Below are 26,374 nucleotides of genomic sequence, written 5' to 3'. Positions count from 1 at the left end.
TGCTCCTCAGTTGCCGATCGGGGAGTCGACGTCGACGAGAACGTCGTCGCCCTCCACGCGGACCGGGTAGACGGGGACCGGCTCGGTGGCCGGCAGGTTGGTGGGGCGGCCGCTGGTCAGGTCGAAGCACGACCCGTGCAGCCAGCACTCGATGGTCGGGGCGCCCTTGAACTCCTCGACCTCGCCCTCGGAGAGGGGGACCTCGGCGTGCGAGCAGAGGTCCTCGATGGCGAAGACCTCGCCCTCGAAGCGGACGACGGCGACGGCCTCGCGGCCCTCGATGCCGACGGCCTCGAGCTCGACGCGCAACGCGCCGGGCTCCTTGACGTCGGTCAGCGAGCAGAGGCGGGTGAAGGCCATCAGACCTCCACCGGCTGGTCGGCCAGGCCCGGGAGGGCACCCAGGCGCGCCTCCACGGAGGTCATGAGGCGCTCCTGCAGCTCGGGGACCCCGATCCGCTGGACGACGTCGGCGAAGAAGCCGCGCACCACCAGGCGGCGGGCGGTCTCGGCGTCGATGCCGCGCGAGCACAGGTAGAACAGCTGCTCGTCGTCGAACCGGCCGGTGGCGCTCGCGTGGCCGGCGCCGACGATCTCGCCGGTCTCGATCTCCAGGTTGGGGACCGAGTCGGCGCGCGCGCCGTCGGTGAGCACCAGGTTGCGGTTCAGCTCGTAGGTCTCGGTGCCGACGGCGGCCGGGCGGATGCGGACGTCGCCGACCCACACCGTGTGCGCCTGCTCGCCCTGCAGCGCGCCCTTGTAGAGCACGTTGCTGCGGCAGTGCGGGACCGAGTGGTCGACCCAGAGGCGGTGCTCCTGGTGCTGGGTCTCGTCGGCGAAGTAGACGCCGAGGAGCTCGGCCGTGCCGCCGGGGCCGGCGTAGGTCACGTTGCTGACCAGCCGCACGAGGTCGCCGCCGAGGGTGACCACGACCTGCTCGACCGTGGCGTCGCGGCCGACGACGGTGTCGTACTGGCCGCCGTGGACGCTGCCGGGCGCCCAGTCCTGCACCGAGACGAGCCGGACGTGGGCCCCGTCGCCGGCGAGGACGCTGACACCCCCGGAGTAGCGCGCGGAGCCGCTGTGGTCCAGGACGACGGTGACCTGCGCGAACGCGCCGACCTCGACGACCAGCTGCCCCCAGACGACGTCGTCGCCGCCGGTGCCGGTCAGCCGCAGGGTGACCGGCCGGTCCGGCTGCGCCTCGGCGGGCACGCGCACGACCGCGGCGCCGCCGCTGCGCTGCCGGGTGAGCGCGGCCAGCCGGTCGGCCGGCTCTGGCAGGCCCTTGAGCAGGGGGTCGCCGGCCTCGACGCGGGTCAGCTCGACCCCGTCGGGCAGGTCGGCGTCCCACTCCAGGGCGGCGTCGGACGGCGCGCCCTGCAGCAGCGGGCGGATCCGGCGCATCGGGGTGAAGCGCCAGTCCTCCTCGCGGCCGGTGGGGTCGCCGAACGCCTCCGGGTCGGTGGCGGTGAACCGCTCGGCCGGCGAGCCGGTCGGGGTCGGTCCGCCGGAGCTGTGCGCGCCGGGCGCCGCCTCCCCGGCGGAGCCGGTACCGGCCGCCGGGGTGGTCGGCGGGCCGGCCTGTGCGCCCACGCCCGGAGCGAAGAGCTCGCCGGCGAGGGTGGTGGTCTCAGAGCTCTCCGGCATCAGCCGACGGCACCTTCCATCTGCAGCTCGATCAGGCGGTTGAGCTCGAGGGCGTACTCCATCGGCAGCTCGCGGGCGATCGGCTCCACGAAGCCGCGCACCACCATCGCCATGGCCTCTTCCTCGGTCATGCCGCGGCTCATCAGGTAGAACAGCTGGTCCTCGCTGACGCGGGAGACCGTGGCCTCGTGGCCCATGGAGACGTCGTCCTCGCGGACGTCGACGTAGGGGTAGGTGTCCGACCGGCTGATCGTGTCGACCAGCAGCGCGTCGCACTTCACCGTCGACCGGGAGCCGTGAGCGCCCTCGTCGATCTGCACCAGGCCGCGGTAGGACGTGCGACCGCCGCCGCGCGCCACCGACTTGCTGATGATGTTCGACGACGTGTTCGGCGCCGCGTGCACCATCTTCGCGCCCGCGTCCTGGTGCTGGCCCTCGCCGGCGAAGGCGATCGACAGCACCTCGCCCTTGGCGTGCTGGCCGGTCATCCAGACGGCCGGGTACTTCATGGTCACCTTGGAACCGATGTTGCCGTCGACCCACTCCATGGTCGCGCCCTCGTGGGCGATCGCCCGCTTGGTGACCAGGTTGTAGACGTTGTTCGACCAGTTCTGGATGGTCGTGTACCGGCAGCGCGCGTTCTTCTTCACGATGATCTCGACCACCGCGGAGTGCAGCGAGTCGGACTTGTAGATCGGCGCGGTGCAGCCCTCGACGTAGTGCACGTAGGCACCCTCGTCGATGATCATGAGCGTCCGCTCGAACTGGCCCATGTTCTCGGTGTTGATCCGGAAGTAGGCCTGCAGCGGGATCTCGACGTGCACGCCCTTCGGCACGTAGATGAACGAGCCGCCGGACCACACCGCGGTGTTCAGCGCGGCGAACTTGTTGTCGCCGGCCGGGATCACCGAGCCGAAGTACTCCTTGAAGAGGTCCTCGTGCTCCTTGAGCGCGGTGTCGGTGTCCAGGAACAGGACGCCCTGCTCCTCGAGGTCCTCGCGGATCTTGTGGTAGACGACCTCGGACTCGTACTGGGCGGCGACACCGGAGACCAGCCGCTGCTTCTCGGCCTCGGGGATGCCCAGCTTGTCGTAGGTGTTCTTGATGTCCTCGGGCAGCTCCTCCCACGTGGCCGCCTGGGCCTCGGTGGAGCGCACGAAGTACTTGATGTTCTGGAAGTCGATGCCGGACAGGTCCGAGCCCCAGTCGGGCATCGGCTTGCGACCGAACAGCTTCAGCGCCTTGAGACGACGCTCGAGCATCCACTCGGGCTCGTTCTTGCGCGCCGAGATGTCCCGGACGACGTCCTCGTTGATGCCACGCCGGGCGGAGGAACCCGCGACGTCGGCGTCCGCCCAGCCGTACTGGTAGCGGCCGAGCTGATCGATCTGCTCGTCCTGGGTCAGCGGCACGGACTGCTGGGTGCTGGTCATGCGGGCGTCCTCTCCCGGTGGGTCTGGGTGGAGTCGGTGGACGGGGCGGCGGTCGCGGGTCGCGGCGCTCTCCGCTCACCGGGTACAGGGCGTGCGGGCGTGCTTCTGTTCCCCGCTCGGGTGTGCTCCCGGAGTCGCACGGAACCCCGCGGACCCGGCAGGTGCGGCCCCGGGATGTGCGTGGTGCACACCCCGTCGCCGTGGGCGATCGTGGCCAGCCGCTGCACGTGGGTGCCCACGAGCCGGCCGATGACCGCCGTCTCGGCCTCGCACAGCTGGGGGAACTCGGCCGCCACGTGCGCCACCGGGCAGTGGTGCTGGCAGAGCTGCCCCCCGCCGGCGATGGTCGAGGCCGCGGCAGCGTAGCCCTCGGCCGTCAGGGCGGTGGCGAGCGCCTGGGCGCGGTCGACCGGGGCACCGCCGCGCCCGGCCGTGGCCTGCTCGACCGCGGTCGAGCAGCGCTGCTCGAGACCGGACAGCTGGGCCTCGGCCACGGCCCGGACCGCGTCGGACCCCTGCGAGGTGGCGATGTGCCGCAGGGCCGTCAGCGCCAGGTCGTCGTAGGCGTGCGGGAACGTGGACCGGCCGACCTCGGTCAGGTGGTAGTACCGGGCCGGGCGCCCACGCCCGCGCTGGCCGCCCCCGGCACCCGGCATGCCCCGGCGCTCCTCGACGCGGCCCGTGGCGGCCAGCGCGTCGAGGTGCCGGCGGACGGCGGCGGGCGAGACGCCGAGCCGCCCCGCCAGCTCGGAGGCCGTCTGCGGGCCGTGCTCGAGCAGGAGGGCGGTCACGCGATGCCGCGTGCTCCGATCCTCGTTTTCCACAACACGAGTGTGACCTATTTCGGGGACCCCGCAACCAAGGTCGCCCTAACCCCGTGCGTGAGCTCCGTCCCGCCCGTGATCCACCTCACCGATCGGGAGGGCGAACTGCTGGAACGGCCCGTTGCAGGGCCCGCGGCGAGCGTGCGAGGCCCGGGGGCAGCGGGGTCCCTCAACTAGCATCGGTGCGTGCCGGTCCTGCCCGCCCCGCTCTCCACCCTGTCGTTCGGCCCCCGCACCATCAGCCGGGTCGCCCTCGCCAACGCGGTGGCCAACGGGCTCATCGTCGTGACCGGCGGCGCCGTACGCCTCACCGGCTCCGGCCTCGGCTGCCCGACGTGGCCCAACTGCACCGACGCGAGCTTCGTGCCCACCGAGGAGCTGGCCGGCCACGGCCTGATCGAGTTCGGCAACCGCACGCTCACCGGCGTCCTCGCGGTCATCGCGCTGAGCACGCTCGTCGTGGTGTGGCGTTCCCCTCGCCGCGATCTGCGACCCCTCGCCGTCCTGGGCTTCCTGGGCATCCCGGTCCAGGCGGCGCTGGGCGGGATCACGGTGCTGACCGGCCTGAACCCCTGGACGGTCGCCGCGCACTTCCTGCTGTCGGCGGTGCTGGTGGCGCTGATGACCGTGCTGTGGCTGCGCAGCCGCGAGCCCGGCGTCGGCCAGCTGCTGGTCCGTCGTCCGTTCGCCCTGCTGGTCACCGGCATCGCCGTGGCGACCGCCGCCGTCCTCGCGCTGGGCACGGTCGTCACCGGCAGCGGGCCGCACAGCGGCGACCTCGCCGAGGACGCCGACGGCACCCTGCGCGTCGACCGGATGGGCTTCGACCCGGAGCTGGTGAGCCAGCTGCACGCCGACGTCGTCTTCCTGCTCGTCGGCCTCGTGGTCGCGCTGCTGGTGGCGCTGTACGCGACCGACTCCGCCGGCCGCACCCGCCGGGCCGCCCGCGACCTGCTGGTCGTCCTGGCGTTGCAGGGCGTCGTCGGCTACGTGCAGTACTTCCTGCACCTGCCCGCGGCGCTGGTGCTGCTGCACATGGTCGGCGCCGTGCTGGTGACCGCCTACGCCGCGCGGCTGGTGTGGTCGATCCGCGGGCCGGCGTCCGAGCTGCCGCTGGAGGCCGCTCCCCGCGCCGAGGTCCCCGTCTCCCGCTGAGTCCGCGGCGCACGCCGCCATGGTGCGGGCACACGCACTGTGCGCCCGGGGACCGTTCGGGGGCCGGGACGGTCACCCACCGCACACCGCCGTGCAGGACCGCCCTAGACGAGGACGTCGATCGCGATGGCGACCGACAGCAGCGTCATCTGCGTGATCGACACCGAGAACAGCCGCATCGGCCGGTCCGGCACCGCACTGCGGATGCGGTTGAGCCACTGGTGGGACTCCGCGACGTACCAGGCGCCCAGCGCTCCGCCGCCGATGGCGAAGGCCCAGCCCAGCTGGGGGGTCAGCGAGCCCATGAGCAGGGTCGCGCCGAGCGTCGCCCAGGCCCAGGCCACGGACTGCCGGCCGACGCTGACCGGGCCGGCGACCACCGACAGCATGGGCACGCCGGCGCGCGCGTAGTCCTCGCGGAAGCGGCTGGCCAGCGCCCAGAAGTGCGGCATCTGCCAGCAGAAGACGACGGCGAAGAACGCGACGGCCGGCCAGTCCAGCGAGCCGGTCATCGCGGCCCACCCGATGAGCACCGGAGCCGCGCCCGGGAAGGCGCCGAAGACCGTGTTGTGGACCGTCCGGCGCTTGAGCACCATCGTGTAGACGACGGAGTAGGCCAGGATCGCCACCGCGGCCAGCACCGTGGCCAGCGGCGTGGTGGCCACCCACAGCAGGGCGAGCGACGCCGCGGCGAGCACGCCGCCGAAGACCAGCGCGGCGGTCGGCGAGACGACGCCGGCGGGGATCGGCCGGTCGACGGTGCGCGACATCAGGCGGTCGATGTCCCGGTCGTACCAGCAGTTGACGACGTTCGCGGCTCCCGCGGCGAACATGCCGCCCACGAGCGTGGCGGCCACCAGGCCGGTCCCGGGCCACCCGTCGGCGGCCAGCATCATCGCCGGCAGCGTCGTGACCAGCAGCAGCTCGACGAGCTTGGGCTTGGTCAGGGCGACGTAGCCGCCCACGACGGTGGCGAACCTGCGGGCCGGAGCGGCCGAGCGCTGCTCGGAGACCGCGGTCACCGGGTACCCGTCCGCGCGCGCAGGCGGTGCACCACCGGGGAAGGCGCCACCGGGGACGGAGACAGCACGGGGTCCCTTCCGGCCGGGGATCGGACTCGCCGAGGCGAACGGGGCCACTGTAGCCCGGGGCCGCCCCCAGACCCGGCGCGGATGACTAGGGTCGGACACGTTGGTGCTGCGGGCGCAGCGGGTAGGGCCAGGTCGCGACGACGGCGTCGAGGGCGACGCGGTCGTCGGTCCGGCACGGGCCGGGGCCGACCTGGCAGGTCGCCGCACCGCACACCCGTCCGCCGCTCGGGTCGGCCCCCCGACCCGGAGCGACCGACCCGGCCGACCGAGGAGCACCGCCACGATGACAGGCGAGACCAAGAGCACACCGGCCGAGGCGCCGGCCGAGGCCGCGAGCGACAGCCCGACCGGGGACCCTCGCCAGCCACGGCCGACCCTCCCCGCCGACTTCGGCGATCTGGACCGCCGCGCGATCGACACCGCGCGCGTCCTCGCCATGGACGCCGTCCAGAAGGTCGGCAACGGCCACCCCGGCACGGCGATGAGCATGGCCCCGACGGCCTACCTGCTCTTCCACAAGTGGCTGCGGCACGACCCGACGGACCCGAACTGGGTCGCCCGCGACCGGTTCGTCCTGTCGATGGGGCACTCCAGCCTGACGCTGTACGTACAGCTGTTCCTGGCGGGCTACGGCCTCGAGGTCGAGGACCTGCAGGCGCTGCGGACGTGGGGCTCCAAGACCCCCGGCCACCCCGAGGTCAACCACACCCCCGGCGTCGAGACCACCACCGGCCCGCTGGGTCAGGGCGTGGGCAACGCCGTCGGCATGGCGATGGCGGCCCGCCGCGAGCGCGGCCTGCTCGATCCCGACGCCCCCGACGGCGAGAGCCTGTTCGACCACACCATCTGGGCGTTCTGCTCCGACGGTGACCTGGAGGAGGGCGTCAGCGCCGAGGCCTCGTCGCTGGCCGGCACCCAGCAGCTGGGCAACCTCGTCCTCGTCTACGACGACAACCGCATCTCGATCGAGGACGACACGACCGTCGCCTTCACCGAGGACGTCGGCAAGCGCTACGAGGCCTACGGCTGGCACGTCCAGCGCGTCGACGACGGCGAGGACCTGGCCGCGGTCGACGCGGCGTTCGCCGCGGCCCGGGCCGAGACCGCCCGGCCGTCGATCATCGTGCTGCGGACGATCATCGCCTGGCCGGCGCCCACCAAGCAGAACACCGGGGCCGCCCACGGCTCCGCCCTCGGCGACGACGAGGTCCGCGCCACGAAGGAGGTGCTCGGCTTCGACCCGGAGCGCGCCTTCCAGGTGGACGACGACGTGCTGGCCCACGCCCGCTCAGTGGTCGAGGCCGGGCAGTTGGCCCACGCGGAGTGGCAGGAGCGCTTCGACGCGTGGGCGAAGGCCTCCCCCGAGCGCGCCGAGCTGCTGGAGCGGATGCGCGAGCGGCGGCTGCCCGAGGGCTTCGCGGCCGCTCTGCCGACCTTCCCGGCCGACGAGAAGGGTGGCGTGGCCACCCGCAAGGCCAGCGGCAAGGCGCTCGCGGCGCTGTACCCGGAGCTGCCCGAGCTGTGGGGAGGCTCGGCCGACCTCGCGGAGAGCAACAACACCGCGGTCGAGGGCGAACCGTCGTTCCTGCCCGCCAACCGGCAGACGAAGATGTGGTCGGGCGGTCCCTACGGGCGCACCCTGCACTTCGGCGTCCGCGAGCACGCCATGGGCGCGATCATGAACGGCATCGCGCTGCACGGCGGCACCCGCGTCTACGGCGGCACGTTCCTCACGTTCTCCGACTACATGCGCGGGGCGGTCCGGCTGGCCGCGCTCATGCAGCTCCCGGTCGTCTACGTGTGGACCCACGACTCCATCGGCCTGGGCGAGGACGGCCCGACCCACCAGCCGATCGAGCACTTCGCGGCGCTGCGCGCGATCCCGGGCCTGGACGTCGTCCGCCCGGCCGACGCCAACGAGGTCTCCGTCGCGTGGCGGACGATCCTGGAGCACAACGACCGCCCCGCCGGCCTGCTGCTCTCCCGGCAGAACCTGCCCGTGTTCGACCGCGAGCGGTTCGGGTCCGCGGAGGGCACGGCGCGCGGGGCGTACGTGCTGGCCGACGCCTCGGACGGCGAGCCGCAGGTCATCCTGCTGGGCACCGGCTCGGAGGTGCAGATCGCGGTGGCGGCCCGGGAGCGGCTCGAGGCCGAGGGCGTGCCCACCCGGGTGGTGTCCGTGCCCTGCGTCGAGTGGTTCGCCGACCAGGACCAGGCCTACAAGGACCAGGTGCTGCCCCCGACGGTCCGCGCGCGCGTGAGCGTGGAGGCCGGCGTGCCCCTGGGCTGGCGCGAGTTCGTCGGCGACGCCGGCCGGATCGTGGGCCTGACGCACTACGGGGCGAGCGCGGCGTACGGCGTGCTCTACGAGGAGTTCGGCCTCACCCACGAGGCGGTCGTGACCGCCGCCCGCGAGAGCCTCGCGGCAGCCGCCGCGGGCAACGCCGTCCCGGCCGGCCCGGTCGCCGCGACCGGCGGCCTCCCCCACCCCACCGGCGACCGCTGAGCGACCGCCGTCCCCACCACGAGAGGCACTGCCATGGCACAGAACGAGAGGCTCGCCGAGCTGTCGGAGGCCGGGGTCGCCGTCTGGCTCGACGACCTGTCCCGTGACCGGATCCGCAGCGGCAACCTGCAGTCGCTGGTCGACGAGCGCAGCGTCGTCGGGGTGACCACGAACCCGACGATCTTCGCCGCGGCCATCAGCGGGTCCGATTCCTACGACGACCAGTTGCACGCGATGGCCGTGCGGCGGGTCAGCGTCGAGGAGGCGCTGCGCACCATCACCGCCGCCGACGTCCGCGACGCGTGCGACCTGCTGGCACCCGTCGCCGCGCGCCGACCCGGCGACGGCCGTGTGTCGCTGGAGGTGGCGCCCGGCCTCGCGAACGACACCGATGCCACCGCGGCCGAGGCCGCGCACCTGTGGTGGCTGGTGGACCGGCCCAACCTCTACATCAAGATCCCGGCGACGGAGGCGGGCCTCCCGGCCATCCAGACCTCGATCTCGCGCGGCATCAGTGTCAACGTCACCTTGATCTTCAGCCCCGACCGCTACCGGAAGGTCATGGACGCGTACCTGTCCGGGCTCGAGCAGCGGCTGGCCGAGGAGCCGGGCGCCGACGTCTCGGGCATCGCGTCGGTCGCGTCGTTCTTCGTCTCCCGCGTGGACACCGAGATCGACAAGCGCCTGGACAAGGCGGGCGCGGACGCGTCCCTGAAGAGCAAGGCCGGCGTCGCCAACGCCCAGCTGGCCTACCAGGCCTACGAGGAGGTCTTCTCCTCCGACCGTTGGAAGGCGCTCGAGGCCAAGGGCGCCCGGCCGCAGCGGCCGCTGTGGGCCTCGACCGGCGTGAAGAACCCCGAGCTGCCCGACACGCTGTACATCGGCGAGCTCATCGCCCCCGGCACGGTGAACACGATGCCGGAGAAGACGCTGGCGGCCTACGCCGACCACGGCACGCCGGGCACCCCCGTGCAGAAGGCCTACGCCGACGCCGAGGAGGTCATGCAGGCCGTCCGCGACGCCGGCGTCGACCTCGACGAGGTCTTCCGCGTGCTGGAGGACGAGGGCGTGCAGAAGTTCGTCGACTCCTGGGACGAGCTGACCGCGTCGGTGGCGAGCGAGCTCGAGGACAAGAAATGAAGGACCTCGTCCTCCTCATCCCTCGCAAGCTCGGGACGAGCCTCTGGACGAGGCCGACACACTGACAGCTGACCTCCGGCTCCGAGGACGGACACATTGATCGTCAACCCCTTGCGCGACCCTCGGGACCGGCGGCTGCCCCGGGTACCGGACCCCTGCGCGCTCGTGGTCTTCGGCATCACCGGGGACCTCGCCCGCAAGAAGCTGCTCCCCGCGGTGTACGACCTGGCCAACCGCGGGTTGCTGCCGACCAACTTCGCGCTGCTCGGCTTCGCCCGCCGGGACTGGGGCGACCAGGACTTCGCCGAGCTGGCGCGTGAGGCGGCGCGCAAGGCCGCCCGCACTCCCTGGCGCGAGGAGGTGTGGGAACGGCTGGCCGGCAGCGTCCGGTTCGTCCAGGGCGCGTTCGACGACGACGACGCGTTCGACGAGCTGGCCGCCGCCCTCGGCGACCTGGAGAGCAGCCACGGCATCGGCGGCAACGCGGCGTTCTACCTCTCCATCCCGCCGGCGATGTTCCCGGTGGTGCTCAAGCAGATGGAGCGCACCGGGATGGCCGAGAGCACGGCGGAGCGGTGGCGCCGGGTGGTCGTGGAGAAGCCGTTCGGCACCGACCTGGCCTCCAGCCGGGAGCTCAACGAGCTGGTGGACTCGGTGTTCAGCGCCGACGACGTCTTCCGCATCGACCACTACCTGGGCAAGGAGACCGTCCAGAACCTGATGGCGCTGCGGTTCGCCAACACGCTGTTCGAGCCGATCTGGAACGGCCACCACGTCGACTCGGTGCAGATCACCATGGCCGAGGACGTCGGCATCGGCGGCCGCGCCGGCTTCTACGAGAAGACCGGCGCCGCCCGCGACGTGCTGCAGAACCACCTGCTGCAGCTGCTGGCGCTGACGGCCATGGAGGAGCCGGTCGAGTTCTCCGCCGAGGAGATCCGCACCGAGAAGCTCAAGGTGCTGCGGGCGATCTCGCTGCCCGACGACATGGCCACCGCGGCCATCCGCGGGCAGTACGAGCCGGGCTGGCTGGCCGGGCAGCGGGCGCACGGCTACCGGCAGGAGGAGGGGGTCGACGCGGCGTCGACCACCGAGACCTACGCCGCGGTCCGGCTGGGCGTGGAGACCCGCCGCTGGGCGGGCGTGCCGTTCTACCTGCGCACCGGCAAGCGGCTGCCGCGGCGGGTCACCGAGATCGCGCTGGTCTTCAAGCGCGCCCCGCACCTGCCCTTCGCCGACACCGACACCGAGGAGCTGGGCAACAACCAGCTGGTCGTGCGCGTGCAGCCCGACGAGGGGGTCACCCTCAAGTTCGGGTCGAAGGTGCCGGGCAGCGTCATGGAGGTCCGGGACGTCTCCATGGACTTCCTCTACGGCGAGCAGTTCACCGAGGCCAGCCCCGAGGCCTACGAGCGGCTCCTGCTCGACGTGCTGCTCGGGGACGCCACGCTGTTCCCCCGCAACGCCGAGGTCGAGGCCTCCTGGGCGGTGATCGACCCGCTCGAGGAGTTCTGGGCCGGGAGCCGGCCGCACCCCTACCGCGCCGGCGAGTGGGGTCCCCGCGCCGCGGACGAGATGCTCGCCGCGGACGGACGCCGGTGGCGGCGGCCGTGACCCCCTCCCGAGACGCCCGCACCGTTCACGAGGAGATCGCGTGACCACGCTCTGGGACACCACCGGCTCGGCCGTCGTCAAGGAACTGGCCGCGCAGCGGCGGACCGGTGGTGCGGTGCTCTCCGGCGTCGCCCTCACTCTCGTCGTCGTCGCCGACGAGAGCCGCGTCGCCGAGGCGGAGGAGGCCGCGACGGCCGCCGCCGCGCAGCACCCCTGCCGGATCCTCGTGGTGGTCCGCCGCCAGATCGACGCGCCGGTGCCGCGGCTGGACGCCGAGGTGCTGATCGGTGGCCGCCTCGGCCCGGGCGAGGCGGTGGTCATGCGGATGTACGGCCGCCTGGCCCTGCACGCCGAGTCCGTCGTGCTGCCGCTCCTGGCCGCCGACGCCCCGGTCGTCACCTGGTGGCACGCCCCTGCGCCCGAGCGGCTGCAGACCGACGCGCTGGCGGTCATCGCCGACCGCCGGATCACCGACAGCTCCATCGCCGAGGACCACGTGACGGCGCTGCGCACCCGGGCGGAGGACTACTCCCCCGGTGACACCGACCTGGCCTGGACCCGGACCACCCCCTGGCGCGCGGCACTGACCTCCACGCTCGACGCGGTCTCCGGGCGGCGCGGCGACGCGGTGCGGCTGCTCGGCGGCCGGGTGGAGGGCGACCCGGGCAACGCCTCGGCGCGGCTGCTGGCCGGCTGGCTGTCCTCCCGCTGCGGCTGCGGCCTCGACGTCGTCGAGGGCCCGCGCCGGCCCGGCCCCAGCGGTGTCGACGCCGTGGTGCTGCAGCTGGACCAGGACGAGGAGGTGGCGGTCCGCGCCGACCGGCGCGGCGGCGCCGTCCTCACCCAGCCCTACCGCCCCGACGCCACGGTCGCGCTGCCGGACCGCCCGCTGGGTGACCTGCTGGGCGAGGAGCTGCGCCGGCTCGACCCGGACGAGCCCTACGCCGAGGCGCTGGAGGAGGCCACCGGCGTGCGGGGGCTGTCGAACCGCGCCGCCGTGCGCGAGCACGTGTGGCTGGACCCCGCCCGTCCCGACGGCAACGGGGACCGCGACGACGACGCCGAGGAGCCGTCCAGCCCCGCGGCGCCGGTCGCATGAGCTCCTCCCCCGGCGACGACGAGCGGCCCGTGCCGGACGTCGTCGTCCAGCCGGACGCCGACCGGCTGGCCCGCGTGGTCGCCGAGGCGCTGGTGGCCCGGCTGGCCGCCGCCCAGGCCGTGCACGGCGCCGCCTCGGTGGTGCTGACCGGCGGGGGCATCGGGACCGCGGTCCTGCGTCACGTCGCCGAGCTGGCCGCCGAGCCCGTCCGCGAGCGCGTGGACTGGACCGCCGTCGACGTCTGGTGGGGCGACGAGCGCTTCGTCCCCGCCGGCGACGCCGACCGCAACGAGCGGGGCGCCCGGGAGGCCCTGCTCGACGCGGTGGGCGTGCCGGCCGAGCGCGTGCACGCGATGGCGGCCTCCGACGCCGGGTTCGCCGGCCCCGAGGAGGCCGCCGACCGGTACGCCGGTGAGCTGGCCGCCGCGGCGGGTGACGGCCGGTCGCTGCCCCGCTTCGACGTGCTGCTCCTGGGCATGGGGCCGGAGGGGCACGTGGCGTCGATCTTCCCGGGCACGCCCGCGGTGCGCGACGAGCGCCCGGTGGTGGCGGTCCGCGACTGCCCCAAGCCGCCGCCGACGCGGATCAGCCTCGGCTTCCCGGCGATTACGAGCGCCGAGGAGGTGTGGCTCCTAATCTCCGGCGAGGGCAAGGCCGAGGCCGTGGCGCTGGCGCTGGGCGGCGCGCCCCGCGAGGAGCTCCCGGCCGCCGGCGTCCACGGCCGGCGGGCGACGCGGTGGCTGCTCGACGCCGCCGCCGCGAGCCGGCTCCCCGCGGCCCGAGGCTGACCCTCCCGCTGCCAGCGGCCTGCCAGCCGGCTGCAAGCGCCCTCCGACAGGCTCGGGACGTCCCGATCAGCCGCCCCGGAGGACCCCCATGGCCGCCGTCCTGACCCGCACCCACACCTCCGACGACGACCTCCGGCCGCTGGAGATCGTCGCGCCGGCCGCGCCGAGCAGCCCGATCGTCCCGCCGGAGCCGGTCGACCAGCGCCCGCGGTACTGGGACTTCCGGGTCGCCGCCTGGCGGCCCAGCCCGATCGAGGACGGCTGCTGAGGCTGCCGTCAGGCGCCGCGGCGGGCCCGGAGCTTGGCGAGCGCCTCCTCGAGCAGCGCGTCGCCGTCGGCGTCGGTCCGCCGCTCGCGCACGTACGCCAGGTGTGTCTTGTACGGCTCGGTGCGCGGGGCCGGCGGCGGCGCCGCCTGGTCCTGGCCGGCCGGCAGCCCGCAGCGCGGGCAGTCCCACAGCTCGGGGACGTCGGCCTCGGACGCGAACGACACCCGCGTCTCGTGCGCCTGGGCGCACCAGAAGGCCACCCGCCGGCGGGGCGCGGCCTCGCCGCGCTCGGCCTCACCCATCGGACCCGCACCGACCCGCGTGCCGCGGATCGCGTTGCCACCAGCCACGAGCGCCCCCTGGACTCCGGTCCCGATCGCAGACGGCGCTGGACGCGCCGCCGTCGGAAGTCTAGGGCCTGGAGTGGGCGTTCCAGGTCACGTTTTCGCGCGGGATCGGCCGCGGAGCTCCTAGTTCGCCTTGAGCAGGATGCCCAGGCCGACGATGCACACGGCCCAGATGAGACCGGTGAACACGGTCAGCCGGTTCAGGTTCTTCTCGACGACCGACGAGCCGGACAGCGACGAGGACGCCGCCCCGCCGAACATGGAGGACAGGCCGCCGCCCTTCCCGCGATGCAGCAGGATCAGCACCACGAGGAGCACGCTGGTGAGCACCAGCAGCACGTTGAGGACCAGCTCGACCATGGGTCCAGGGTAGCCGAGCCGGTGCGGTGCTCCCGCCAACGACCCGGCACGCGGGCCGCGGACGTCAGCGGACGCCGGCGGTCGCCAGGTCGTAGCTGGCGTAGGGCTCCATGACCACGCCGTTGCGCAGCCGCTGCCCGGCGAGCAGCTGCGCCCGCGTCTCGGCCAGCGGCACGTACGCGGCCGTGTCCTGCGCCGCCGTCGCCACCTCGCGCCACGCCGCCCGGGCGGCGTCCGCGTCCGGCCCCACCGCGACCGCGGCGTCGATTAGTGCGCTGATGGCCGGGTCGACCAGGCGGGCGTAGTTGGTGTTGCCGACCCGGCTCACCGAGCGGCCGTCGACCAGCGGCACGAGGAAGGCCGACGGCGTCGGCACCACCGCCGTCCAGGTCGCGAGGATCATGCCGATGCCCTGGGCCCGCACGTTGTCCGGATCGCCGACGTCGCTGGCGTAGAAGCTGCTGGCCGGCTGCGACCGGACCTCGACGACGATGCCGACCTCGGCGAGCTGGTCGGCCAGTTCCTCCGCCACGGCGACGCTGGCGGTGGCGTCGGGCACCGCCAGCACGGTGCTGAAGCCGTCCGGCACGCCGCAGGCCGCCAGCGCCTCCCGCGCGGCGCCCCGGTCGGCGCCGTCGTCGCTCGCCTCGGGGCCGCCCTCGAGCCCGGCGGGCCAGAGCCGGGAGGCGACCACCGCGTCGGAGGGGCCGCCGAGCACGCGCTGCACCGCGGAGCGGTCGATCGCGGCGACGACCGCCGCGCGGCAGTTCGGATCGGTCATCGGAGCGACGTCCGTGGGCAGCGCCAGGATGCGGACCGCCCCCGTCGTGACCTCGTCCACCCGGTCCTCCAGCGGTACGCCGCCGCTGTCGCCGTCGGCCAGCCGGGCCTGCGTGACCATCTGGATCCCGGTGGCGGAGATGTCGACGTCCGCCGAGCCCGCCAGCAGGGCCTGGTCGCGCTCCAGGCCGGACAGCCCGGTGCGGACGACGACCTGGTCGGGCAGCGCGGTGCGGACGTCGTCGCTCGCCGGGTCCCACTCGGCGTTGCGGTCCAGCACGATCCCGGTCTGGCCGTCGACCGTGGTGATCGCGTACGGCCCGGAGCTCACCGGGTCCCCGCCGTAGGCCACCCCGGTGTCCGCGCCGATCGGGACGGGACTGCTGGAGGGCAGCGCGAGGACGACCGGGAAGTCCGGGGTCGGCGTGCGCAGCCGGAAGGTGATGGTCCGGTCGTCCGGCGTCTCGATCGAGGCGAGGCCGAGCCGGTCCGCCGCCTCGTCCTGGTAGGGGCCGGGATAGGGGTTGGCCGGGTCGTCGAGCAGGTCCACCACCGTGGTGGGGCCGCCGACGACGACGTCGGAGGCGAAGGAGCGCTCGATGCCGTACTTGACGTCGCGGGCGGTGATCGGCGCGCCCGTCTCGAAGCGCACCCCCTCGCGAAGGGTGAACGTCCAGGTCGAGCCGCCGTCCGGCGTCTGGCCCCGGTCGGTGGCGAGGTCCGGGACGAGGGTGTCGGTCTCCCCGGGTCGCGACGAGTAGGTCACCAGCGTGCGGGTGTACAGCCGCATGAGGTTCCACACACCCGACGAGTAGGAGCGCTGGGGGTCGAGGCTGTCGATGTCGCCGGCGACCACCCGCAGGGTGCCGCCGTCGGCGTCCGACGGGGACCGGACGCCGCTCAGGCCGGCGTCGGGACCGTCGCCGAGCACCGGGACCGACGCCCCCGCGTCCTGGCCGCCCGCGCAGCTGACGGCCACGGCGGCGACCAGGGCGACGACGACGGCCAGGCCGAGGATCCGGCCCAGGTTCCCGCGCAGCCACGACGGACGGCGCCGGGCGACCCGCTCCAGCGTGCTGCTCACGGCGCCGGCCGATCCGCTGCCGCGGGGCGCTGCGCTCCCCGCTCGCCGGCGCTCGCTGCGATGCTCACGCCCCTGTTCGCTCACGTACCCGCTCCCCCGGTTGACGGGGAGCGATCAGCCCCCGTCGGCGGCGATCCGACAGATCTGCGCGAACTCGTCGGCATCCAGGCTGGCACCGCCGACGAGCGCACCGTCGACGTCCGGCCCGGCCAGGATCCCGGCCGTGTTCGCGGCCTTGACCGACCCTCCGTAGAGGATACGGACCGCGGCGGCCGTCTCCGGGCCGAAACGCTCGGCGAGCCGGGACCGGAGTGCGCCGCAGACCTCCTGCGCGTCCTCCGGCGTGGCCACCTCGCCGGTCCCGATCGCCCACACCGGCTCGTAGGCGAGCACGATCTCGCCGCCGGGCGCGGTCCCCCGCACCTGCTCGGCGGTCAGCCCCTCGAGGGCGGCGTCGAGCTGCTCGGTGCAGTGCGCGACCTGGCGGCCGGCCTTGCGCACGTCGAGGCCCTCGCCCACGCACAGGATCGGCACGAGGCCGTGCCGCTGGGCGGCCTGCACCTTGCCGGCGACGACGGCGTCGTCCTCCCCGTGCAGCGCGCGCCGCTCGGAGTGCCCGACCACCACGTACGTGCAGGCCAGGGCCGCGAGCATCGCGCCGCTGACCTCGCCGGTGTAGGCACCGGAGTCGTGCAGCGACAGGTCCTGCGCGCCGTAGCCGATGCCCAGCTTGTCGCCGGTCACGAGGGTCTGGACGCTGCGCAGAGCCGTGAACGGCGGCACGACGACGACCTCGGCCGCCTCCAGCTGCGTCTCCTTGAGGGAGAACGCGAGCTTCTGCACCAGGCCGATGGCCTCCAGGTGCGTCATGTGCATCTTCCAGTTGCCGGCGATCAGCGGCCGGCGACCGGTGCGCGGCGCGGGGGCCGGGGTGCGGGCCATCAGGCGGCCCCGTCCTGCGCGAGCACCGCGAGGCCCGGCAGCTCCCGGCCCTCCAGGTACTCCAGCGACGCGCCACCGCCGGTGCTGATGTGGCCGTACGCGGCCTCGTCCAGGCCCAGGGTGCGGACGGCGGCGGCGGAGTCACCACCCCCGACGACCGACAGGCCGGCCACGGCGGCGACCGCGGCGGCGACGCCGCGGGTGCCGGCCTGGAACGGCACCAGCTCGAACACGCCCATGGGGCCGTTCCAGAAGACGGTGCGCGCTCCGCCGAGCTCGCGGCCGAAGACCTCGACCGTCCGCGGCCCGACGTCCAGGCCCATCCGGTCGTCGGGGATGGCGTCGACGTCGACCACGGAGACCTCCGCGTCGGCGCTGAACGCCGACGCCGCGACGACGTCCACCGGCAGCACGATCCGGTTGCCGGCCTCGGCCAGCAGCCGCCGGCAGGTGTCGACCTGGTCGGCCTCGAGCAGCGAGCTGCCGACGCCGTGGCCCTGCGCGGCCAGGAAGGTGAAGCACATCCCGCCGCCGACCAGCAGCCGGTCCACCTTGGGCAGCAGCGCCTCGATGACCGCCAGCTTGTCGCTGACCTTGGAGCCGCCGAGCACGACCACGTAGGGGCGCTCGGGGTCGGTGGTCAGCCGGGTGAGGACGTCGAGCTCGGTGGCGACCAGGCGGCCGGCCGCGTGCGGCAGCCGCAGCGCGACGTCGTAGACCGACGCGTGCTTGCGGTGCACCGCCCCGAAGGCGTCGTCGACGTAGACGTCGGCGAGGGCGGCCAGCCGGTCGGCCAGCTCCCCCCGCTCGGCGTCGTCCTTCGACGTCTCGGCCGCCTCGAAGCGGACGTTCTCCAGCAGCAGCACGTCGCCGTCGCCGAGCGCCGCGACCTTCGCGCGGGCGTCGTCGCCGGCCACGTCGGAGGCCAGCGGCACGTCGGTGCCCAGCAGCTCGCCGAGCCGCGCGGCCACCGGTGCCAGCGAGAACTGCGGGTCCGGGGCGCCCTTGGGGCGGCCCAGGTGGGCGGCCACGACCACGCGGGCGCCGCCGTTCCGCAGCGCCTGCACCGTCGGCAGGCTGGCGCGGATCCGGCCGTCGTCCGAGATGCGGGGCGAGGGCGTCGAGCGGTCCAGGGGGACGTTCAGGTCGGCGCGCACGAGCACGCGCCGGCCCGAGACGCCCTCGGCCAGGAGGTCGTCGAGGGAGCGCATGGTCCGCGTCAGAGCGAGGCGCCGACGAGCTCGACCGAGTCCACGAGCCGGTTCGAGTAGCCCCACTCGTTGTCGTACCAGCCGAGCACCTTGACCATCGGGCCGAACACCTTGGTGAGGCCGGCGTCGTAGATGCACGAGTGCGGGTCGGTGACGATGTCGCTGGAGACGATCGGCGCGTCCGTGTACTTGAGGTAGCCCTGGAGCGGGGCGGAGGAGGCGGCCGCCCGGTAGGCGGCGTCGATCTCCTCGGCCGAGGCCTCCCGGCTCAGCTGCACCGTCAGGTCGGTGGCCGAGCCGGTGGGGACCGGCACGCGGACGGCGTACCCGTCGAGCTTGCCCTTCAGCTCGGGCAGCACCAGGCCGATGGCCTTCGCGGCACCCGTCGAGGTCGGGACCATGTTCAGCGCGGCGGCGCGGGCCCGGCGGAGGTCGTTGTGCGGGCCGTCCTGCAGGTTCTGGTCGGCGGTGTAGGCGTGGATCGTCGTCATCAGGCCGCGCTCGATGCCGAAGGCGTCGTGCAGCACCTTGGCCAGTGGGGCCAGGCAGTTCGTGGTGCAGGACGCGTTGCTGATGATCGTCTGCGAGCCGTCGTACTTCTCGTGGTTGACGCCCATGACGATCGTCAGGTCGTCGCCGGAGGCCGGCGCCGAGATGATGACCTTCTTGGCGCCACCGGCGTCGACGTGCTTGCGGGCGAGGTCGGCCTTGGTGAAGAAGCCGGTGGACTCGACGACGACGTCGACGCCCAGGTCGCCCCACGGCAGGGCGGCGGGGTCGCGCTCGGAGAGCACCTTGATGGCGGCGCCGCCGACGCTGATGCCGTCGTCGGTGGCCTCCACGTCCTGCGGCAGGACGCCGAGGATGCTGTCGTACTTGAGCAGGTGGGCGAGGGTCGCCGGGCTCGTGAGGTCGTTCACCGCCACGATCTCGATGTCCTTGCCGCTGGCGGCGGCGGCCCGCCAGAAGTTGCGGCCGATGCGCCCGAAGCCGTTGATGCCGACCCGTACCGTCACTGCTGGACCTCCCGAGGACCCGTTCGCTGCAGCGGCGGCCGAGCGGGACGCCCGGCCGCGCGTCGGCGAGAACCCTAGCGGGCGCGGGGTCGGCCGGTGCCGGGCCGCCCGGTCGGGGGACCCCCGTCAGTGCACGGGCAGCGGTGGCACCACGGCGCCGTGGCGGTCGAGCGCGCGCCTCGGGTCGAGCGCGGACGCCGCCACGACGCGGTCCCGGCCGGTGGCCTTCGCCGTGTAGAGCGCCCGGTCCGCGGCGTCGAGCAGCGCCGCGCCGGACGAGCCGTCGTCCGGGGAGGCGGCCACCCCGATGCTGAGGGTCACCCGCAACTCGTCGCCGTCGAGGTGGTGCACGGCGGCGCGCACCCGCCGGCGGAGCTGCTCGGCCCGCTCGATCGCCCGGTCGCGCCCGGCGCCGGCCATCACCAGGACGAACTCCTCGCCACCCAGGCGGGCGGCGGTGTCGCCGGCGCGGACGGCGTCCTGCAGGATCCGCCCGAGCGCGGTGAGCACCCGGTCGCCTCCGGCGTGACCGAAGCGGTCGTTGACCGCCTTGAAGTGGTCCAGGTCGACCAGGACCAGGGACACCGGTTTCGCGTCCGTCGCGCCGGCCAGTGCGGCGTCGAGCGCCCGGTCGAGGTGGCGGCGGTTGTGCAGCCCGGTGAGCGGGTCGCGGACCGCCTCCTCCGCGAGCACCGCGCGCAGCCGCTCGATCTCCGCCACCTGCTCGGCGAGCTGCCGGTTGAGCAGCTCGACCGCGCGCTGCCGCGCCTGCTGGTCGCTGACGTCGCGCACCACGAGGATCCGGCCGAGGGGACGGCCGCGGGGATCGGACACCGGCGAGCTCCGGACGTCCAGCCAGCGACCCGGCCGGACCTCCGCGAGGCGGTGGCCGTCGCGGTCCTCCGTCCGTTCCAGGATCGCGACGGCGTGCGGCGCGACCTCGCCGAGGAGCCGACCGACGGCGTCGGCGGGCGCGTCGGGCCGGAACGCCTCGAGCAGCGCACGGGCTGCCGGGTTGAGGTCCAGGATGCGGCCGTCGGGGTCGACCACCAGCACCGCGTCCGGCACGGTGTCGACGACCTGGTCGCGGGCCACCGGCACCACCCGGAGCAGGCCGAGTCGCAGCAGCGCCCAGGAGTCGATGAGCCCGGTGAACAGGAAGCACAGCGGGGTGAGGTCGACGCCGTCGCCGTTGCCGTCGGCCTGGAGCGCCACGGCCAGGACGTTGCCCGCGGTGGACAGGGCCGCCGCCCCGAGCAGGACCCCGATCTGCCGCCGGAAGACGCCGGTGGCCCGCTTCCACCCCCGCGCCAGGCGCCGGTAGGCGAGGGCGACCAGGACGTAGGAGTAGGCGGTGTGGAGCCCGAAGATCGGCCCGAGGGTGATCCGGGCGTCGTCCCCGGCGGCGCCCACCGTGGGGAGGTGCAGCACCAGGTCACGGGTCGCGGGCACGGACGCCGCCACGACCATCACGACGGGCTCGATGGCCAGCAGGGCGGCCGACCGGCGGGCGAGCCGCCAGGAGGGGTCGACGACGGTGCGGGCCACCACGTAGACGGCGACGCACACCAGGCCGACCGAGGCCAGGAGCACCGGCGGGAACACCCGGCGCACGGCGTCGGAGGCGACCGAGTAGACGACCGCGTCGGCCGCCGACCAGGCCGCCACGCCCAGCATCGCCGCGGCCAGCGCGGTCGCGGCCGGGGTCCGGCCGCGCCGCCGCCAGGCCAGCGCCGCCGTGACGAGGGCGACGACCGCGGCACAGGCGAAGACCAGCGCCCAGTGCTGTTGCGTCATCCCGAGCTCCTCCGTCGGCCGCGGCCGACCGGATGGTCGCCACGCCCGGGAGATCGGCTCGGGAGGCGGGGTGCTGAACCGGCCTCCCCCCAGCGGGGGAGACCGGCCCGTTCCGCTACTGCGCGAGCATGTCGTCGGTGACGACGGACTCGGTGTCGGGGATCCCGAGGTCCTTGGCGCGCTTGTCGGCCATCGCCAGCAGGCGGCGGATCCGCCCGGCCACGGCGTCCTTGGTCATCGGCGGGTCGGCGCGCTGACCGAGCTCCTCCAGCGAGGCCTGGCCGTGCTCCAGCCGCAGCCGGCCGGCCACCAGCAGGTGCTCGGGCGCGTCCTGGGCGAGGATCTCCAGCGCCCGCTCGACCCGCGCGCTGGCCGCGACGGCCGCCCGCGCCGAGCGGCGCAGGTTGGCGTCGTCGAAGTTGGCCAGCCGGTTGGCCGTGGCGCGGACCTCGCGGCGCATCCGCCGCTCCTCCCACGCCATGACCGCGTCGTGGGCGCCCATGCGCGTGAGCAGCGCGCTGATCGCGTCGCCGTCGCGCACGACGACCCGGTCGGCGCCGCGGACCTCGCGGGCCTTGGCCGCGATGCCGAGCCGGCGCGCGGCGCCCACCAGCGCCATGGCGGCCTCCGGGCCCGGGCAGGTGACCTCCAGCGAGGAGGACCGGCCGGGCTCGGTGAGCGAGCCGTGGGCGAGGAACGCGCCGCGCCAGGCGGCCTCGGCGTCGCCGATGCCCCCGGACACCACCGACGGCGGCAGGCCGCGCACCGGGCGGCCGCGCTGGTCGACCAGGCCCGTCTGGCGGGCCAGCCCCTCGCCGTGCTTGGCGATGCGCACCAGGTAGCGGACCCCCCGGCGGATGTTGCCGCCGGCCAGCACGCTGACCCCGCTGGTGTAGCCGTAGACCTCGCTGATGTCGCGGCGCAGCCGGCGGGCCACCGAGCCGGTGTCCAGCTCGGCCTCGATGACCACCCGGCCGCCCACGATGTGCAGGCCGCCGGAGAAGCGCAGCAGCGCGGTCACCTCCGCCTTGCGCTCGGAGGTCCGCGAGCACTCCACGCGGGAGAGCTCGTCCTTCACCATCGCTGTCATCGCCATGCCGTCCACCCCCGTCCGGTCCCCACGGGCCCGCTCGTTCCCCCAGGGGTCATCCCCACCTCGTCCTCCCCCAGCAGTGCGGGAGACACCGCCACCACCCCTCGGGTCCGTGCCCAGTCAGGAGCCATGTCCGGCGTCCCCTCCCCCTCGTCGGTGCGCCCTGGCACGGATCGGTCCGTCCCGGGATCCGATCCTCCCGGTAGCACGGTCACCATCGCCATCCGTCAGCCCGCCCCGAGCACGTCGGCGAGTGCCTTCGCGAGCCGCTCGGGATCGTGCCGCGGCGCGCCCCCCGGCTCCGCCACCGGCGCGAGCACGAGTTCGGCACCGCACTCCCGTGCCGCTGACAGGAGACCACAGCGGTCAACAACCGAGTCGACATCGGCGATCACGGTGTGCAGCGCCACTCCGCCCAGATGCCCCTGGAGCACGCGCAGGTGCTCCTCCGGGGAGAAGCCGTCCGTCTCGCCCGGCTGCGGTTCCAGGTTGAGGACGACGACGACGCGCGCGGGGCTGGCGGCCAGCGCGGCCCGCAGCCGCGGCACCAGCAGGTGCGGGAGCACCGAGGTGTACCAGGAGCCGGGACCCAGCGAGACGACGTCCGCGGTGGCGATGGCCTCGAGCACCGCCGGGTGCACCGGGGGGTCCGCCGGTGCGACCAGGATGTCGCGCACCCGGCCCGGCGTGGAGGCGATCGCCACCTGGCCGCGGATGGTGCGGGTGCGCGCGGGGTCGTCGGGATCCACGGTCTCCACCCGGGCCACGAGGTCCAGCGGGACCTCGGCCATGGGCAGCACCCTTCCGCAGGCCCCCAGGAGCTCGCAGAGGGTGTCCAGGGCGCGCACGGTGTCCCCGCCGTGCAGCTCCACCAGCCCGGTCAGCACCAGGTTGCCCACCGGGTGCCCGGCGAGGACGCCGGTGCCGCCCAGCCGGTGCTGCAGCAGCGCGGTCATCTCCGCCCGCCGTTCGCCGTCACCGGCCAGCGCGGCCAGCGCCATGCGCAGGTCACCGGGCGGCAGCACGGGCATCTCCCGGCGGATCCGCCCCGAGGAGCCGCCGTCGTCGGCGACGGTGACGACGGCCGTGAGGTCGGGGGTGAGCTGCCGCCAGGCACCGAGGGCTGCCGCCAGCCCGTGCCCGCCGCCGAACGCGACCACGCGCGGCGGGGCGCCGGGCGTCGCCGCCACTACTCGCGCCCCAGGTCGCGGTGCTGGGCCACGGCCTGGACGCCGTCGGCGGCGAGCCGGCGGGCGAACTCCTCGGCGATCGCGACGCTGCGGTGCTTGCCGCCCGTGCAGCCGACGGCGAGGGTCAGGTAGCGCTTGCCCTCGCGCCGGTACCCGGGCAGGAGCAGCCGCAGGACGTCGAGGTAGCGGTCGACGAACGGGCCGGCGTCGTCCTGGCCGAGCACGAAGTCGCGCACCGCCGGGTCCTGGCCCGTGCGCGGCCGCAGCTCGGGCACCCAGTGCGGGTTGGGCAGGAAGCGCGCGTCGACGACGAGGTCGGCGTCCAGCGGCAGCCCGTACTTGAACCCGAAGCTGAGCACGGTGGCCGTCAGCGGCGGCGCGTGGCCCTCGCGGGCGAAGGCGTTCTCCAGGGTGGCGCGCAGCTGGTGGACGTTGAGGTCGCTGGTGTCCACCCACAGGTCGGCGTCGCCGGCGATGCCGGTGAGCAGCGCGCGCTCCGCGGCGATGCCGTCGGCCAGCCGCCCGCTGCCCTGCAGGGGGTGCTCCCGGCGGTTGGACTCGTAGCGGCGCACCAGCACCTCGTCGCGGGCGTGCACGTAGAGCACGCGCGGGCGGTGGCCGGCCGAGGCGAGCGCCTCGATCGACTCCTGCAGGTCGCTGGAGAAGGCGCGGCTGCGGACGTCGACGATCGCGGCGAACCGGCGCAGGTCGCCGCGGGCGCCGAGCTCGACCATGGGCTGCAGCAGCGCCGGCGGCAGGTTGTCCACGACGTAGAAGCCGAGGTCCTCCAGGACCCGCCCGGCGGTGTTCTTGCCCGAACCGGAGAGCCCGGTGACGACGACGACGTCCAGCGGCGCGGTCTCGGTGCCGGTGGGGTCGACCGGCGGGACGACGTCCCGCTGCGGCCCCGCGCCCTCCTGCGGCTCCGCGCTCACGAGGCCACCCCGCGGACGGGGGCGACCCGGCCGACCTCGGCGGTGGCGCCGGCGCCCGGCTGCGGGGTGCCGAGCTCGGCCGGCCCGTCGGGCCCGAGCGTCGACTCGTCCGGCTCCGGGGGCCCGGCGGGCGTCGCCTCCCCCGGCTCGGCCACGGCGGCCCTGACCACCTCCGCCGTCCGCCGGCCGATGCCGGGCACCTCCATGAGCTCCTCCAGCGAGGCGGCCCGCAGCCGCTTGAGCGATCCGAACCGCTTCATCAGCGCCTTTCGCCGGGTGTCGCCGAGACCGGGGACGTCGTCCAGGAGGGAGACCAGCATGCTCGCCGAGCGCTTCTGCCGGTGGTAGGTGATCGCGAACCGGTGGGCCTCGTCCCGCACCCGCTGCAGCAGGTACAGCGCCTCGGAGGTGCGCGGCAGGATCACCGGGTCGGACTCGCCCGGCAGCCACACCTCCTCCATGCGCTTGGCCAGCCCGCAGACGGCGACGTCGACGACGCCGAGCTCGTCGAGCGAGCGCGCGGCCGCCGCCACCTGCGGGGCGCCGCCGTCGACGACGAGGAGGTTCGGCGGGTAGGCGAAGCGGCGCGGCCGCCCCTCCTCCGCGGCGATCCCCTGGTCGTCGCGCCGGTCGGCCTCCTCCTTGAGGTGCCGGGCGAAGCGCCGCCGCACGACCTCGGCCATGGCCGCGGTGTCGTCGGTGCCGTGGGTGACGGAGAACCGCCGGTAGTCCGCCTTCTTCGCCAGCCCGTCCTCGAACACGACCATCGAGGCCACCACGTTCGTGCCCTGCACGTGCGAGACGTCGATGCACTCGATCCGCAGCGGCGCCTCGGGCAGCTCCAGGGCCTCCTGCAGCTCCGCGAGCGCCAGGGACCGCGCGGTGAGGTCGCTGGAGCGCTTCACCCGGTGCCGGACGAACGCCTCCTTGGCGTTGCGCTCGACGGTCTCCAGCAGGGAGCGCTTGTCGCCGCGCTGGGGCACCCGCAGGCTCACCCGGCTGCCGCGCAGCTCGCTCAGCAGCTCCTCGTAGACGTCGGCGTCGGCGGGGAGCTCCGGGACCAGCACCTCGCGCGGCACCGTCTCACCGGCCTCGCTGACGCCGGTCGCCTCGTCGATCCCCCCGTACACCTGGAGCAGGAACTGCTCGACCAGCTCGCCGGTGCCGATCTCCTCGACCTTGTCCACGATCCAGCCGCGCTGCCCGCGGACCCGCCCGCCGCGGACGTGGAACACCTGGACGGCGGCCTCCAGGTCGTCCTGCGCGAACGCGACGACGTCGGCGTCGGTGCCGTCACCGAGGACGACGGCCTGCTTCTCCATGGCGCGGTTGAGGGCGCCGAGGTCGTCGCGCAGGCGCGCGGCCCGCTCGTACTCCATCGCCTCCGCGGCCTCGGCCATCTCGCGCTCCAGGCGCTTGACCATCGCGTCGGTCCGGCCGGCCATGAAGTCGCAGAAGTCGTCGACGATCGCGCGGTGCTCCACGGCGCTCACCCGGCCCACGCAGGGGGCCGCGCACTTGCCGATGTAGCCGAGCAGGCAGGGCCGGCCGATCTGGCCGGCCCGCGTGAAGACGCCGTTGGAGCAGGTGCGGGCCGGGAAGACCCTGGTCAGCGTGTCGAGGGTCTCCCGGATCGCCCACGCGTGGGCGTAGGGGCCGAAGTACCGCACGCCCTTGCGCTTGGGCCCCCGCATCACCTGCAGGCGGGGGAACTCCTCGTTGAGCGTCACCGCCAGGGAGGGGTAGCTCTTGTCGTCGCGGTAGCGGACGTTGAACCGCGGGTCGAACTCCTTGATCCAGTTGTACTCGAGCTGCAGCGCCTCGACCTCGGTGCCGACGACGGTCCACTCGACGCTCGCCGCGGTCGTGACCATCTGCCGGGTGCGCGGGTGCAGGCCGGCGATGTCGGCGAAGTAGCTGTTCAGCCGCTGGCGGAGGCTCTTGGCCTTGCCGACGTAGATGACCCGGCCGTTCGGGTCGCGGAACCTGTAGACCCCCGGGGTCTCGGGGATGCTGCCGACCGCTGGGCGGTACGAGGACGGGTCGGGCATG

General features: G+C 74.4%; 23 protein-coding genes. 7 read left to right on the top strand and 16 right to left on the bottom strand.

Annotated elements, in window-relative coordinates:
- Positions 1-6: 6 nt before the first annotated feature.
- Genes BMY88_RS01200 through BMY88_RS01185 form a run of 4 tightly spaced genes read right to left on the bottom strand, consistent with a single transcriptional unit; the run spans position 7 to position 3,906 of the window.
- The gene (locus BMY88_RS01200) at positions 7-360 is read right to left on the bottom strand and encodes a non-heme iron oxygenase ferredoxin subunit (RefSeq protein ID WP_091939293.1); all 354 of its coding nucleotides are present in this window, start codon (positions 358-360) and stop codon (positions 7-9) included.
- Positions 360-1,649, bottom strand: coding sequence for a Fe-S cluster assembly protein SufD (gene sufD / locus BMY88_RS01195; protein ID WP_091939291.1), 1,290 nt, complete (start codon positions 1,647-1,649; stop codon positions 360-362). Before sufD ends, BMY88_RS01200 begins: the two co-directional genes overlap by 1 nt.
- A complete protein-coding gene (sufB, locus tag BMY88_RS01190) occupies positions 1,649-3,082 on the bottom strand; it encodes a Fe-S cluster assembly protein SufB (protein ID WP_091939289.1) in 1,434 nt (477 codons plus the stop codon). Before sufB ends, sufD begins: the two co-directional genes overlap by 1 nt.
- A complete protein-coding gene (locus BMY88_RS01185; protein WP_280138669.1) occupies positions 3,079-3,906 on the bottom strand; it encodes a helix-turn-helix transcriptional regulator in 828 nt (275 codons plus the stop codon). The genes sufB and BMY88_RS01185 overlap by 4 nt, the downstream gene beginning before the upstream one ends.
- 186 nt (positions 3,907-4,092) lie before the next feature.
- Between BMY88_RS01185 and BMY88_RS01180 the strand changes: the two genes are divergently transcribed.
- Positions 4,093-5,061 (top strand): COX15/CtaA family protein, encoded by a 969-nt coding sequence (locus BMY88_RS01180; protein ID WP_244524388.1) that lies wholly within the window; start codon positions 4,093-4,095, stop codon positions 5,059-5,061.
- A 104-nt stretch (positions 5,062-5,165) separates the two neighbouring features.
- Here the strand turns inward: BMY88_RS01180 and BMY88_RS01175 are convergent, their stop codons facing one another.
- The gene (locus BMY88_RS01175) at positions 5,166-6,083 is read right to left on the bottom strand and encodes a heme o synthase (RefSeq protein ID WP_091939284.1); all 918 of its coding nucleotides are present in this window, start codon (positions 6,081-6,083) and stop codon (positions 5,166-5,168) included.
- A gap of 352 nt (positions 6,084-6,435) precedes the next feature.
- On the opposite strand from BMY88_RS01175, the gene tkt reads away from it, so the two are divergent.
- From tkt to BMY88_RS01145, 6 genes are all read left to right on the top strand, one after another.
- Positions 6,436-8,658 (top strand): transketolase, encoded by a 2,223-nt coding sequence (tkt, locus tag BMY88_RS01170; RefSeq protein ID WP_091939281.1) that lies wholly within the window; start codon positions 6,436-6,438, stop codon positions 8,656-8,658.
- Positions 8,659-8,691: 33 nt separating this feature from the next.
- The gene (gene tal / locus BMY88_RS01165) at positions 8,692-9,798 is read left to right on the top strand and encodes a transaldolase (protein ID WP_091939279.1); all 1,107 of its coding nucleotides are present in this window, start codon (positions 8,692-8,694) and stop codon (positions 9,796-9,798) included.
- Positions 9,799-9,909: 111 nt separating this feature from the next.
- Positions 9,910-11,412 carry a glucose-6-phosphate dehydrogenase gene (zwf, locus tag BMY88_RS01160; RefSeq protein WP_244524387.1) on the top strand — a complete coding sequence of 501 codons (1,503 nt, stop codon included), beginning with the start codon at positions 9,910-9,912 and terminating at the stop codon, positions 11,410-11,412.
- A gap of 40 nt (positions 11,413-11,452) precedes the next feature.
- Positions 11,453-12,511, top strand: coding sequence for a glucose-6-phosphate dehydrogenase assembly protein OpcA (locus BMY88_RS01155; protein ID WP_091939275.1), 1,059 nt, complete (start codon positions 11,453-11,455; stop codon positions 12,509-12,511).
- Positions 12,508-13,299, top strand: a complete 792-nt coding sequence (gene pgl, locus BMY88_RS01150; RefSeq protein WP_091939273.1) for a 6-phosphogluconolactonase — start codon at positions 12,508-12,510, stop codon at positions 13,297-13,299. The genes BMY88_RS01155 and pgl overlap by 4 nt, the downstream gene beginning before the upstream one ends.
- Positions 13,300-13,387: 88 nt before the next feature.
- Positions 13,388-13,567: a hypothetical protein gene (locus BMY88_RS01145; protein WP_091939271.1), complete on the top strand. Its 180-nt coding sequence runs from the start codon at positions 13,388-13,390 to the stop codon at positions 13,565-13,567.
- A gap of 8 nt (positions 13,568-13,575) precedes the next feature.
- Here BMY88_RS01145 and BMY88_RS01140 read toward each other — a convergent pair whose 3' ends face one another.
- From BMY88_RS01140 to uvrC, 11 genes are all read right to left on the bottom strand, one after another.
- Positions 13,576-13,917: an RNA polymerase-binding protein RbpA gene (locus tag BMY88_RS01140; RefSeq protein ID WP_091939270.1), complete on the bottom strand. Its 342-nt coding sequence runs from the start codon at positions 13,915-13,917 to the stop codon at positions 13,576-13,578.
- 120 nt (positions 13,918-14,037) lie between these two features.
- Entirely contained in the window at positions 14,038-14,274 is a 237-nt protein-coding gene (gene secG / locus BMY88_RS01135; RefSeq protein ID WP_091939268.1) for a preprotein translocase subunit SecG, read from the bottom strand.
- Positions 14,275-14,338: 64 nt separating this feature from the next.
- Positions 14,339-16,138, bottom strand: coding sequence for an ABC transporter substrate-binding protein (locus tag BMY88_RS01130; RefSeq protein ID WP_091939266.1), 1,800 nt, complete (start codon positions 16,136-16,138; stop codon positions 14,339-14,341).
- A gap of 114 nt (positions 16,139-16,252) precedes the next feature.
- Positions 16,253-17,080 (bottom strand): triose-phosphate isomerase, encoded by an 828-nt coding sequence (gene tpiA, locus BMY88_RS01125; protein ID WP_091939264.1) that lies wholly within the window; start codon positions 17,078-17,080, stop codon positions 16,253-16,255.
- Positions 17,080-18,291 (bottom strand): phosphoglycerate kinase, encoded by a 1,212-nt coding sequence (locus BMY88_RS01120; RefSeq protein ID WP_091939262.1) that lies wholly within the window; start codon positions 18,289-18,291, stop codon positions 17,080-17,082. Before BMY88_RS01120 ends, tpiA begins: the two co-directional genes overlap by 1 nt.
- A gap of 8 nt (positions 18,292-18,299) precedes the next feature.
- Positions 18,300-19,307, bottom strand: coding sequence for a type I glyceraldehyde-3-phosphate dehydrogenase (gap, locus tag BMY88_RS01115; protein ID WP_091939260.1), 1,008 nt, complete (start codon positions 19,305-19,307; stop codon positions 18,300-18,302).
- Positions 19,308-19,433: 126 nt separating this feature from the next.
- Positions 19,434-21,104, bottom strand: coding sequence for a histidine kinase N-terminal 7TM domain-containing diguanylate cyclase (locus BMY88_RS01110; RefSeq protein ID WP_091939258.1), 1,671 nt, complete (start codon positions 21,102-21,104; stop codon positions 19,434-19,436).
- Between the two features lie 115 nt (positions 21,105-21,219).
- A complete protein-coding gene (whiA, locus tag BMY88_RS01105) occupies positions 21,220-22,200 on the bottom strand; it encodes a DNA-binding protein WhiA (RefSeq protein ID WP_091939926.1) in 981 nt (326 codons plus the stop codon).
- Between the two features lie 224 nt (positions 22,201-22,424).
- Entirely contained in the window at positions 22,425-23,387 is a 963-nt protein-coding gene (locus BMY88_RS01100; protein WP_211435411.1) for a gluconeogenesis factor YvcK family protein, read from the bottom strand.
- Positions 23,387-24,322 (bottom strand): RNase adapter RapZ, encoded by a 936-nt coding sequence (rapZ, locus tag BMY88_RS01095; protein WP_091939256.1) that lies wholly within the window; start codon positions 24,320-24,322, stop codon positions 23,387-23,389. The genes BMY88_RS01100 and rapZ overlap by 1 nt, the downstream gene beginning before the upstream one ends.
- Positions 24,319-26,373: an excinuclease ABC subunit UvrC gene (gene uvrC / locus BMY88_RS01090; protein WP_091939253.1), complete on the bottom strand. Its 2,055-nt coding sequence runs from the start codon at positions 26,371-26,373 to the stop codon at positions 24,319-24,321. The genes rapZ and uvrC overlap by 4 nt, the downstream gene beginning before the upstream one ends.
- Position 26,374 lies beyond the last annotated feature (1 nt).

This window comes from Trujillonella endophytica, from assembly GCF_900110555.1.
Lineage (GTDB): Bacteria > Actinomycetota > Actinomycetes > Mycobacteriales > Geodermatophilaceae > Trujillonella > Trujillonella endophytica.
Note: the sequence above shows the minus strand (reverse complement) of the source record. Positions and strands in the feature narration are given on the sequence as shown.